Below are 12,454 nucleotides of genomic sequence, written 5' to 3'. Positions count from 1 at the left end.
GCGGCGGGACGATGGACGACGGTTGTCGGGGGCCCGGGCCGGCGGGGCGGAGGCGGTCACGGGTCCGCCCGCCCGGAGGCGCCGGTGGGCCGCCGCTGCTGACGGCCGCGCGAGCGGGCCCGACGATCGGCGGCCCGCCGCAGGGCCAGGTCGATCGCGTCGCTGTTCTCCGCGCCGTCCAGGAACGCGGCCAGGGCCCGGATGTTGGCGTGCCGGAACAGGTCCACCAGGGCGATCTCACGCCCGGTCGCCTCGGCGAGCCGGTGCTGCGCCTCGGCCATGGCGATCGAGTGCCCGCCGAGGTCGAAGAAGCTGTCGGTGGCACCCACCCGGTCGACGCCCAACGTCTCCCGCCACACCCGGGCCACCAGCTCCTCGGTCGGCCCGGTCGGCGCGGCCGGGCCGGCGCCGGTCGCCGGGGCGGCCGGGGCGCGGCCCGGCGGCGGGGTCGACGGAACCGCGCCCGCCCGGGCTCGCGCCAGCGCGGCGGGCGCCGCGACGGCCTCCGCCGGCCGGGTGGGCGCGGCGGTCAGCGCGTCGAGCACCGCCAGGTACCCGTCGAGCAGGTCGGCGATCCGGGCGGCGGCGAAGAGGTCCGGGTTGTAGACCGCGTCCAGCGCCAGCACGCCGCCGCGCTCGACCAGGTAGAGCGTCAGGTCGAACGGCGAACCCGGCAGACCCGCCGGCACCCGCTCGGCGACCAGGTCCGGCAGCGCCAACGACGGCTCGGCGAAGTTGAAGACGTTGAACAGGACCTGCACCAGCGGTGGGCGGGCCGGGTCGCGCGGCACCGACAGCTCCTGGACGATCCGCTCCAGCGGCGCGTGCGGATGGGCCAGCACGTCGAGCAGCTCCTGCCGGCAGGCCAGCACCTGCTCGGTGAAGCTGCGCGCACCATCGGGGCGCAGCCGGACCGGCATGACGTCCACGAAGAACCCGACGAGGTCCGCGACGGCGGCCAGCCGGCGATCGGCGACCACGACGCCCATCACGTGGTCGGTGCGGTCGACCAGTCGACGCAGCACCTCACCGAAGGCCGCCAGCAGGACGGTGGACGGCGTCGCGCCGAGCCGGGCCGCCAGCTCGCGTACCCGGGCGTCGAGCCGCGGCGGGAACGGCGCGCCGGCGAACTCGCCGCGGTAGGTCTGCGCGGCCGGGCGTACCCGGTCGGCGGGCAGCTCCAGCACGGTCGGGGCGCCGGCCAGGTGGGCGGTCCACCAGGCCAGGTCGTCCGGCCCGTGCCGCCGGTCCCGGGCGGCCCGCCAGACCGCGTAGTCGGCGTAGGTCGCCGGGAGCGGGCCCAGCGCGGCCGCACCGTCGCGGGCCGCCCGGTAGGCGGCGGCCAGCTGGTCGTACAGCACCGCCTGCGACCAGCCGTCGAACACGGCGTGGTGGAACGTCAGCGCCAGGACGTGCTCGTCGGCGTCCAGCCGGTACAGCTCGGCCCGCCACACCGGCCCGGTGGCCAGGTCGAACCGGGTCGCGGCGCCGGCCTGCAGCCGGGCCCGCAGGGCGGTCTCCCGGTCCGCCGGGTCCACGCCGGACAGGTCGACGACGGTCAACGGCACGTCACCGGGCGGTTCACAGCTGACCTGCGGGGCGCCGGCGACCCGGGTGATCCGCCAGCGCAGCACCTCGTGCCGGTCGGCGACGGCCCGCAGCGCGGCGCGCAGCGCGGCCGGTGCCAGTGGGCCGCGCAACCGCTCCGCCATGGCGGTGTTGTAGGCCGCCGAGTCGGGGGCGAGCTGGTCCAGGAACCACAGCCGGCGCTGCGACGGCGACAGGGTCGGTGGCTGGCCCGGGGTCAGTTCCGGCTCGGTGAGCCGGTCTGCGGCTGCCACCCGGGCGGCGAGACCGCCGAGGGTACGGCCGTCGAAGACGTCCTCCACGGAGACGTCGCGCCGCAGCTCGGCGCGGAGCACGGCGACCAGGCGCATCGCCGAGAGCGAGGTGCCTCCGACGGCGAAGAAGTCGTCGGCCGGGCCCGCCGCCGGCACGCCGAGGACCCGCCGCCAGACGTCGGCGACCACAGTTTCGTCGGGGGTGCCGGTGGCACCGGCGCTGCCGTCGGCTCCGCCGGCCGGCGGACCGTCGAGCCGCGTGCCGGGGGACGACATCGCGCCGGACGGTCCGGAGGACGTCCCACCGGACCGGCCGGCCGGCGCGGCGAAGGCGGCCACGGCCAGCTCGGCGAGCCGCGCCTGGTCGCGCTTGCCGGACGGGGTGAGCGGGAACTGGTCCAGCCGGAGCAGCCGCCGGGGCACCATCGCGTCCGGCAGTCGCTGCCGCAGGAGTTCGACCAGCTCCCCGTCCGGCGGCGACTGGGCCGGCGTCACGACCGCGACCAGTTCGGTGCCGGCCGGACCGTCGACCGGCACGACGGCGACGTGCCGGACCCGCGGGTGCTCGCCCAGCACCGCCTCCACCTCGCCGAGCTCGACCCGCTGGCCACGGACCTTGACCTGGCGGTCGATCCGGCCCAGGAAGAGCAGCTGCCGGTCGGGCAGCCAGACGGCGCGGTCGCCGGTGCGGTACAACCGCGCGCCCGGCTCGCCGGAGAACGGGTCGGGGACGAAGCGCTCGGCGGTCAGCCCCGGCCGGCCCAGATAGCCGCGCGCCAGGCCGACGCCGCCGATCAGCACCTCGCCGGGCGTACCGGGCGGCACCGGGTCGCCGTCGGCGTCGACCAGGTGGATCCGGTGGTTGGCCAACGGCCGGCCCATCGGCACCGGGCCGTCCCAGGAGCCGCTCGCCAGGTAGCCGGTGACGCAGACGGTGGCCTCGGTGGGGCCGTAGCCGTTGGAGAACCAGCGGGTCGGGCGCTCCGCCGGCCCGGCCCAGCGCTCGACCTGTTCGGGAGCGGGCGCCTCGATCCCGGTGAACACCGTCCGCCAGTGCGGCAGCCGGTCGGGTTCCAGCAGCGGCAGCAGCGCGGCCGGCAGGCAGCCCCAGGTCACCCGGTGCGCCTCGGCGAACCGCTGGAGCCGGACCGGGTCGACCCGGTCGGCGTCCGGGACCAGGGCGATCTCGCCACCGGCGGCCAGCGGGATGAACAGGTCCTGCACCGACGCGTCGAAGCCGAGCGGGGCGAACCCGAAGGCCCGGCAGTTCTCGTCCGCGCCGCTGTACGCCCCGAACGCCGTCACGTGCGCGACGACGCTGCGGTGACTGACCACCACACCCTTGGGCCGGCCGGTCGAACCTGAGGTGTAGAGCACGTACGCGGCGTTGTCCGGCCGGGCCGGGCAGGTCACGGCGGCCGGCGGCGGGCCGACCGACCCGGTGGCGAGGTCCACCAGCCGCAGGTCCAGCTCCGGCAGCGCCTCGCGGCCGGCCTTGTCGACCACCACGACGGACAGCCCCGCGTCCCGGGCGATCTCCCGGGTCCGCCGGTGCGGGTGGGCCCGGTCCAGCGGCACGTAGCACCCGCCGGCCAGCAGCACCCCGAGCACCGCGACGAGCAGCTCCGGCCGCCGTTCGGCGCAGATGCCGACCCGGCTCTCCGGGCCGACGCCGTGGCCGCGCAGGGTGGCCGCCAGCGCCCCGGCCCGGTCGACCAGTTCGGCGTAGCTGAGCACCTCGTGCCACTGTCGTACAGCGACCGCCGGGCCGCGGCGGGCGGCGGCGGCGAGGACGAGGTCGGCCAGGGTGGTCTCCGGGTAGTCGCGGTCCGGTCCGACGGCGTACGTCGGCACGCCGTCCGGACGGGGGGCGGCGGTGCTCGCCTCGGGCACCGTCATCGGGTCACCTCCGTCGTCGCGGGCAGCGCCGGATCGACCACCTGGATCCGCAGCTCCGACTGGTACCGGCGGCCCTGGCCGTCGGGCACCCAGGCCTGTTCCGGGCCGGGCAGCGCCTCGCTGACCACGATCGCCGCCGCGCCGCCGGCCCGCTGTCGGGCCGCGCGGACCATCGCGCAGAGCGACGACGCGTAGAGCGTGCTGGACAGGTCGACGTAGCACGGCTTCGTCTCGGTGGTCAGCTTCACGTAGACGCGCTCCGGCAGCCCCAGCGAGCGGCGCCAGCGCCGCGCGGCGAGGTAGCGGCCGAGGTTGCCGGTGGCGTCGGCCAGGCCGGACTCGTCGATGCTCGTCCGCCAGGTCTCCCGCACGGCGACCAGCCGGTCGATCACGATCCGAGGGGTGTGCGGGCGGGCGGTGACCAGCTTGAACCCGTCGGCCGCGTGCATCGAGAGCAGTTCGCTGAAGACCTCCAGCAGCGGCCAGGGCCCGTGCCCGGCCCCGTCGACCACCAGCTGTCCGCCGCTCGGGCGCACCCGCAGGGCGGTGATCGGCACGCACCGCGGCTCGGCGCCCGGCGCCGGCACGAAGGCGAGCTGGACGTCCGTGCGGTGCCGCAGGCCGAAGGTCACCCGGGCGGTGTGCCGGGGCATCGACGGCGGGAAGAGCAGCCGTACCCGGCCGGGGCCGAGGTCGGCGGCGAGCTGCTCGGCCAGCCGCCCGGGCGCGTCGTGGCCGGCGGCGAAGACGGCGTTGTCCAGGGTGGACCAGGCGGTGTGCAGCTCGCCGAGCACGGCAACCGCCGCACCCCGGTCGATCTCCTCGACGTCGGCGGCACAGATCTGCAGGTCCGGGCTGTGGATCCGGCCCGCCGACCAGCCGGGCCGCTCGGCCGGGAAGATGTCGTCGACCCGGGCGGCCAGCTCGACGGCGGACAGCCGCACCGGCCCGGTGTCCCCGCTCGGGTGGTCGTCCAGCCCGGTCAACCGGGCGAACCGGGCCGCGAGTTCGGCCGAGACCGCGTCGATGGGCCGCTCCACGGTGCCGAAGAGCGGCCCCTGGGCCAGGTACCAGAAGTCGGCGAAGGCCACCTCGGGGTCACCCGTCTCGGCGGCGAGCTCCTCGTAGAGGGCACGGAACGCCGCCCCGTACGCCTCGGCGATCGCCACGGTCAACCAGCGGGCCGCGCGCAGCAGCACGTCGAGCGGCGCGGCCACGGTGTCCAGCACGGCCGACCCCAGCACCACGTCGAGGTCCCGGACGGTGTCCTCGTAGCAGACCGTCCGGCCGGCGTACGTCTCCCCCGGCCGGTGCGTGGCGGGCTGACCGGTCAGCTCGGTGAACTCGGCGTGCAGCGACCGCAGCGCCCGGTGCAGCCGGTCCGGGTCGCCGGCCGCCGCCGCGACCTCGTCCCGCGCCGCACACAGCCGGGCGAGGTCCGCCTCGACCGACCGCCGCAGGTCCGCCTCCCCGATCCCGCCGATCACCTCGCGGAGTCGCTCCTCCGCCGCGCCGCTCATCGGCAGGGAGACGCCCCACCAGACCAGGGCGCGGTCGACCAGCCGGTCCAGCACCAGGTGGACGGAGTCCTCGTTGCGCAGTCCGCGCTGCGCGGTCGGCTCCTCCGCCACCAGGCGCCGGGCGACCTCGACCACCGGCGTGCGGCCGTCCAGCCGGGCGACCACCGCCGCCTCGGCCGGGCTGAGCACGACCGGGGGTGCGGCGGGGCGCGACACCCGCCGCTCGGCGGTGAGCCGGAACGGCGCGTGCAGCCCGGCCGGCAACCAGCGGCGCACGGCCGGGTCACCGGCGATCCGGTCGCCGAACGCCGACAGCGCCCGCCATTCGAAGGCGACCATCCGACGCCGGACCAGCGCCGGGCCGGCCGTGACGGTGGTCGTCGGGGTGCGCCGGGTGAGGGTCGCCCAGCAGATCGGCCCGAAGAAGCCGATGGTGTCGTTCTTCGCCGTGTACCGCTGCCAGTACCGGCCGATCACCTGCTCGCGGGCCCGCCGCTTGTCGTGGCTGCGCTCGTCCGGGCCGCCCCGGCGCACCGCGTCCAGCGCGGTCAGCGCGTTGAGGTTCTGCCAGGTCACCGCCTCCCGGAACAGCGGATCGCCGGCCAGCGAGTAGACCGTCCTGCTGGTCTCGGCGACGGCGGCGGCCAGCACCGGCAGGAGGTCGGCCTCGGTCACGGCGCCGTCCAGGTGGGCGTCGGCCACCGCCGCCAGCTCCGGCGCGGCCAGCCGCAGCACACCGTCGGCCGGGAAGCCGGCGGCGCGCAGCACCCCCTCGTGCCACACCCGCCAACCGCCGCTGCCCAGCGGGACCAGGTGCCCGGCCGTCGTCGCGGGGCGGGCCGTCGTCGTGGCGCCGGTCGCGGTGAGCAGGTCGGCGCCGACCAGCGCGGCCACCTTGGCGGCCCGCTCGGTGACGAACAGGTGTCCCCCCTGGACCGTGCGCAGGGTGCAGCCGAGCGCGGTGTGCGGTGCCCAGTGCGCCATCGTCGCCGGGCCGGCGTCCCGGTCGCCGGCGCCGGCCAGGCAGACCAGCGGCACCGGCACCGGCTCCTCCGGCCGGAACCGGTACCGGTTGAGCCAGTCGAAGTCGGCGCGCAGCGCCGGGAGGATCAGCTCCAGCAGTTCGGGCACCTCACGAAGGCCCGGCGGCAGGCCGCCCAGCTCGGCGATCCGGGCCAGGAACTCCTCGTCGGGCAGGTCGGCGATCCGGGCCAGGGCGTCCGGCAGCTGCGGCGGCCGGCTCCCGCCCAGATAGAGCCGGACCGGCAGCCGGGCCCCCCGGCGGCGCAGTTCGCGGACCACCTCGAAGGCGAGCAGGCCGCCCATGCTGTGCCCGTACATCGCGTACGGCCGGTCGGCCCGCCGCCGGACCGCCTCGACCACCTGGTCGAGGTGGAAGGCCGGTGGTTCGGTGATCCGCGCCTCCCGCCCGGGCAGGGCCAGCACGGCGAGCCCCACCCGCGGGGGCAGGGCCGCGGGCCAGTCCCGGAAGCTGCTCGGGCCGGCGCCGGCGGGCGGCAGGCAGAGCAGCAGCGGTCCGGCGTCGACCGCGCGGCGCAGGTCGACGAACCACTGTGCCGACCGGGCCGCCGGGCGGCCCGTCGTCCCGGTCGGGGCGTCGGCGCGGTTCATCGCCGGCTCCCGGGTGGCTCGATCCAGTGCCGGTCGCGTTGGAACGGGTAACCGGGCAGCGGCGTCCGCCGCCCGGCGGTCGCCGGCACCGCGCCGCCGCGCCGCCACCCGGCGGCCTGATCGCGCAGCTCGTCGGGGGCGTCCCCGGGCACCGGCCGGGCGCCCTCGGACTCCGGCCCGCCGGCCACCGAGCGCAGCGCCGCCACCGCCTGGGACAGGTCCCGGGCCACCACGGCGGCGCGGTGCGGCAGCCGAGCCCGGCCGGTGGCCAGGGTGTACGCCGCGTCGGTCAGCGAGGTGCCGGCCCGGCTGTCGAGGTGCTCGGCCAGTCGTCCGGCGAGCTGCCGCAGCGCCCGAGGGTCGGCCGCGCTCAGCGGCAGCAGCGCCCAGGGTGGCTCCGCGTCCACCACCGGGCGCACCGGCGGCTCCTCGACCAACACGTGCGCGTTGGTGCCGCCCAACCCGAAGGAGCTGACCCCGGCCCGCCGGGGACCGGCCCACTTCTGCTCGGTGGCGGTGACCACGAACGGGGTGGCCGCCAGGTCGATGTCCCGGTGGGGACGCCGGAAGTGCAGCGTGCCGGGGATGACCCCGTGCCGTACGGCGAGCACCGCCTTGATCAGGCCGACCACTCCGGCCGCGGCGTCCAGGTTTCCGACGCCGGACTTCACCGAGCCGAGCACGCAGTACCCGGACCGGTCGGTCCGCATCCGGTAGGCCCGGGTCAGGGACTCGATCTCCAGCGCGTCGCCGATCGCGGTGCCACTGCCGTGCCCCTCGACGAAGCCGACGTCGGCGGGCTGCCAGTCGGCCGCGGCGAGCGCCTCGGCCACCACGGCCGCCTGACCGGTGAAGCCCGGTGCGGTGAACCCGGCCCGGTCGGCGCCGTCGTTGTTCACCGCCCAACCGGCCAGCACCCCGTGGATGTGGTCGTCGTCGGCGACCGCGTCGGCGAGCCGCTTGAGCAGCACCGCTCCGGCGCCGTTGCCGAAGACCTGGCCGGAGGCGTCCGCGTCGTACGGCCGGCAGGCGCCGTCGGCGGCGAGCGTGCCACCGGGACGGTGCCGGTAGCCGGCCTGCCGGGTGGACACCACCGCGGCGCCCCCGGCGATCGCCAGGTCGCACCGGTAGTCGAGCAGGCTCTGCGCGGCCTGGCAGACCGCCACCAGCGACGACGAGCAGGAGGTCTGCACGGCGACCGCCGGGCCCTTCAGGTCCAACGCGTACGCCACCCGGCTCGGCAGGTAGTCACAGGTGCCGCCGGCCAGCAGGTCGTCCCAGTCCTCCATCAGACCGCCGGCCGGCTGGACGGCCGGGTTGCCGAGCAGGTGGTGACGCAGGTAGCGGTTGGCGCCGCAGCCGGCGAAGACACCGACCTGGGTCTCCGGGTCGGTGCGGCCGTAGCCGCCGTCCTCCAGCGCCCACCAGGCCACCTCGAGGAAGAGCCGGTGCTGCGGGTCCAGCAGGGCGGCATCGGCCGCGGAGTAGCCGAAGAGCGCCGCGTCGAAGTCGGTCAGCCCGGCCAGCCAGCCGAACGCGGGTACGAAGCCGGGGTCGGTGACCGTCTCGGCGGGCAGCCCGGCCGAGGTCAGGTCGGTGGCGGAGAGGCGCCGCACGGCGTCGACACCGCCGGTGAGGTTCGCCCACAGCTCGGCCGGTCCCTCCGCGCCGGGCACCCGGCAGGCCAGCCCCACGATCGCGATCCGGTCGTCGTCGGTCATTCCGCCTCCCCCGACCGCGCCCGGCGGCGGCGGCGCATCCGACCGGCGGCGCGCAGCAGCACCCCGTCCTGCCCTGCCGGCCCGTCGACCGGTTCGCCGGCGCGCAGCTCGGCGGCGAGCCCGGCGACGGTGGGAAACTCGAAGAGCCGCACCAGCGGGATCCGCCGGTTCAGCGTCACCTCCAGGCGCTGCTGCACCAGCGCCATCAGTAGCGAGTGGCCACCCAGGTCGACGAAGGCCGTCTCCCGGCCGACCCGGTCCAGGCCGAGCACCTCGCACCAGGTGGCGGCGATGACCGCCTCCAGCGGGTCCGGGCCGGCCGCGTCGACGACCGGTCCCGGTGGCGGTGGCGGCAGGGCGGCCGGGTCCAGCTTGCCGGTCGTCCCGATCGGCAGGGCGTCCACCGTCACCATCGCGCGCGGCACCATGAAGTCGGGCAGCCGGATCGCCAGCCCGGCCCGCAGCGCGGTCGGGTCGACCGGTGCGTCGGACGTCGGCACGACGTACCCGATGATCTCCTTGTCGCCGGTGCCGGCGCCGCCGGCCCGGCCCCGGGCCACGACGGCGGCCTGCCCGACCCCGGGCAGGGCCGCCAGAGCGGCCTCCACCTCGCCCAGTTCGACGCGGTGGCCGCGGATCTTCACCAGCCGGTCCGCCCGGCCGAGGAAGACCAGGCGCCCGTCGGGCAGCCGCCGGGCCAGGTCCCCCGTCCGGTACGTGCGCACCCCGGCGTGGTCGCCGAACCGGCCGGCGGTCAGCTCGGGCAGCCGCCAGTAGCCGAGCGCCACGTGCGGCGAGCGGACCACCACCTCGCCGGTCAGGCAGGTGGGCCGGCCCGCCGGGTCGAGCAGCAGCACGTCGATGCCGTCCAGCGGATGCCCCACCGGCACGACCGCGTGGTCCAGCGGCGCGTCGGCCGGCAGGTGGTCCTGCGCGGCGAAACTGATCTCGGTCGTGCCGTAGCCGTTGACGAACACGGCGTCCGGGGCGAAGTGGCGACGGGCCAGCTCGACGTCGTGCCGGGTCACCTCCTCGCCGCCGAGCAGCACGGCGCGGATGTCCGGCAGCACGCCGTCCGGGCCGAGGCCGGCGCAGAGGTAGCGGTAGACGGTCGGCGTCGAGTGGTAGACGGTGACGCCCCCCGCGGCCAGGGTGCGGGCGAGGTGGCCGAGGCCCTCGCTGCGGATGTCCACCGGCACGACGGCGGCGCCGCAGAGCAACGCGCTGAACGTGTCGGTGACCGCCATGTCGTACCCGAACGAGGTGAGCACGCTGGTGCGGTCGGCGGGGGTCAGGGCGAAGTTGCGGATGTGGTTGCCGACGCCGAAGAGCACGTTGCGGTGGCTCTGCACCACCCCCTTCGGGGCGCCGGTCGACCCGGAGGTGTAGAGCAGGTACGCCGGGTCGTCCGGGCCGGCCGGGGTGGCCAGCCCGGCGGCCAGGTCGGCCGGGTCGGCCGGTGCGACCGCCGACGCCACCGGCACGACGCGCAGCCCGGGCCGGCCGGCCAGCTCCCGCAACCGGCCCGCCCACTCGGCGTGTCCGGCGTCGGTGAGCAGCACGTCCGCGTCGCTGTCGGCGAGGATGTGGGCCAGCCGGTGCGCCGGGAAGGTCGGGTCGAGCGGGACGTACGCCCGGCCGGCCGCGAGCGCCGCGAGCAGCGCGACCACCGTGCCGGCGCCGTGCCGGCAGAGCAGCGCGACCTGGCCCCCCGCCCGGGTTCCGGCCGTGGACCGTACGACGTCGGCGGTCGCCACCACCGCGGATGCCAGCTCCCGGTAGCTGACCCACCCGTCGTCGGTGAGCACCGCCGGGTGGTCCGGTGTCCGGCGCAGCTGCGCGGCGAACGCGTCCACGATGGTGTCCCCCGGCGCGCGTTCGGCCGCGGCACCGACGGCGCCGTGCAGTTCGGCCCACCGGGACGCCCGGCGCCGCTCGTAGGCCGAGACGGGCAGCAGGTGCGCGGTGGAGACCCCGTCGTCGCCGGCGAGCGTGGTGAGCAGGGTGACCAGGTCGGCCAGGAGCGGCTCGGCCAGCTCCGCCGGGCAGTCGCCGAGCTGGATCTCCCACCGGGCCACGTCGGTCCGGGCCAGCAGCTCCACCCCGCCGGCGAACGGCTCGACCGGGGCCGGCGGGTCGGCGCGCTCGGCGGTGCGGCGCGTCCGCCCGACCGGCCCGGTGGCGGCGAGCACCTCCCGGGCCGGGCGGTCCTCGGTGAGGTCCAGCAGGTAGCCAGCGTCCGGGCAGTGCACCGGGACGGTGGCCCGGCCGGTCCAGCGGCGGGCCAGCAGGGCCGCCGCGACCACCGCCACGACCTCCGGGCGTACGCCGTGGCGGGCGGCGAGCGCGGTCAGCCGCTCGCTCAGCCCGGCGTCGAGTACGACCGACGGGGCGTGCTCGGGCGGCTCCGACCGGGCGGCCGCGACCGGGGCCGGCACCAGTGCGGTGGGGGTCGGCGCCATCAGCGGTGACCGAGGACCATGGCGGCGATCCCCTCCACCGTGGACACCTCCGCGTCCGGTTCTGCGGTGCGGTAGTCGGCGCCGCTGTAGCAGCCGGACCCGTGCAGCACGATCTCGTGGCCGGCCGGCACGATTCCCCGGTCGATGGCGTTGAGCACGCCGGTGAGGGCCATCACGATGGACCATTCGCGCAGCTGCGCGGGGTCGGCCGGGAGCGGGCGGGCGCTGCCGGCGAACCAGTCCCGCAACATCGGGTACCGCCGTACGCACTCGCGCCGGGACACCACGATGCCGTCGCCCCCGAACCGCCGGATCAGGTCGTTCATCGCCGGTGAGGTGACCGGCTCGTGGGTGTAGAAGGTCGGGTCGAGGACCTCGTCCGGGTCGTCGGTGACCTCGGGGAAGTGCGGATCCTCCCGCTGGCTCCACCCGCCGTCGGCCTGGTCCCGCCGGTAGCGGGGCAGGTGGGAGCGGGAGAAGCTGCCGTGGCGCAGGTGCAGCACCATGTCGGGGGTGCCGAGGTGCTGCACCAGCAGGAAGCCGGGGCGGTCCGCCGGCGCGGCACGGCCGGTCGCCTCCAGCACGTCCCGTCCGAGGTTGTAGCCGAGCAGCCCGTACGCGCTGGAGACGGCGTGCGCGTGCCAGCGCGGTCCGGCCGACGAGGTCGGTGAGGCGTCGGCCTCGAACGCCGCGCGGGCCGCGTCGGCCACCAGGTAGTTGCGCAGGTCGAGGGAGTACCAGAGGTTTAGTCCGTACTTGTCGTGCGCCTCGGCGGCGTACTCGTCGACGAACGCCCGGCCGAGCGCCTTGACGCCTTCGGCGGCGCCGCCGGTGAACCGCAGCAGCGGGTTCAGCGGGCGCAGGGCGGGGTCAGCGGCCAACCGGTCGGACCGGAACTTGTGCCGGGTGGACGCCGGGGCGAGGACGGCCACCGACAGCTGGTCGGGTTTGACCAGGCCGGCCGCCAGAGCCCGCCCGACCGCGTCCCGCAGGGCGATCCCCTTGTTGGCCGAGGTGGGGGTGAAGATGCAGATCGACTCCCCGGTGCGCCGGATGTGCTCGACCGCGCGCGCCACGATGAGCATCGAGGCGAAGGTCTTCGTGGTGTGCGTGCCGGGATTGCCGGTCAGGTCCAGGAACTGGACCGGGTGCCCGTGGTACTCCCCCAGGGGCCGCCAGGTCGCGGTGGCCGCGGCGAAGAACTCCCGGATGTCGTCGGTCAGCGCCGGCAGGTCGAAGGCGGGCGCGAAGCCCGGCGTTCCGGCCGCGGCGCCCGGGGCGGCGCCGCAGCGGGCGACCGCGGCCGGGATCAGGTCGTAGTAGTCGGTGATCAGGTTACGGGCGTTGACCATGGGCGGCGTGGACAGCATCTGGTCTCC

Annotated in this window: 5 protein-coding genes; all 5 read right to left on the bottom strand. The window is 76.7% G+C overall.

Annotated features, from left to right (window positions below; translation table 11 throughout):
• Nucleotides 1–56: 56 nt before the first annotated feature.
• From V6U79_RS09275 to V6U79_RS09255, 5 genes are read right to left on the bottom strand one after another with little or no spacing between them, the layout of a single operon-like run.
• The gene (locus V6U79_RS09275) at nucleotides 57–3,740 is read right to left on the bottom strand and encodes a non-ribosomal peptide synthetase (protein ID WP_334614254.1); all 3,684 of its coding nucleotides are present in this window, start codon (nucleotides 3,738–3,740) and stop codon (nucleotides 57–59) included.
• A complete protein-coding gene (locus tag V6U79_RS09270) occupies nucleotides 3,737–6,892 on the bottom strand; it encodes a thioesterase domain-containing protein (protein ID WP_334614252.1) in 3,156 nt (1,051 codons plus the stop codon). Before V6U79_RS09270 ends, V6U79_RS09275 begins: the two co-directional genes overlap by 4 nt.
• Complete coding sequence (locus tag V6U79_RS09265; protein ID WP_334614251.1) at nucleotides 6,889–8,613, bottom strand: beta-ketoacyl synthase N-terminal-like domain-containing protein; 1,725 nt, start codon at nucleotides 8,611–8,613, stop codon at nucleotides 6,889–6,891. Before V6U79_RS09265 ends, V6U79_RS09270 begins: the two co-directional genes overlap by 4 nt.
• Entirely contained in the window at nucleotides 8,610–11,075 is a 2,466-nt protein-coding gene (locus V6U79_RS09260; RefSeq protein WP_334614250.1) for a non-ribosomal peptide synthetase, read from the bottom strand. Before V6U79_RS09260 ends, V6U79_RS09265 begins: the two co-directional genes overlap by 4 nt.
• Nucleotides 11,075–12,445, bottom strand: coding sequence for a DUF6002 family protein (locus tag V6U79_RS09255; protein WP_334614248.1), 1,371 nt, complete (start codon nucleotides 12,443–12,445; stop codon nucleotides 11,075–11,077). Before V6U79_RS09255 ends, V6U79_RS09260 begins: the two co-directional genes overlap by 1 nt.
• Nucleotides 12,446–12,454: the final 9 nt, after the last annotated feature.

Source organism: Micromonospora psammae (assembly GCF_036902725.1).
In the GTDB taxonomy this organism is placed as follows: Bacteria; Actinomycetota; Actinomycetes; order Mycobacteriales; family Micromonosporaceae; genus Micromonospora.
The sequence above is the reverse complement of the archived record's forward strand: the minus strand, read 5'-3'. Positions and strand labels throughout refer to the sequence as shown.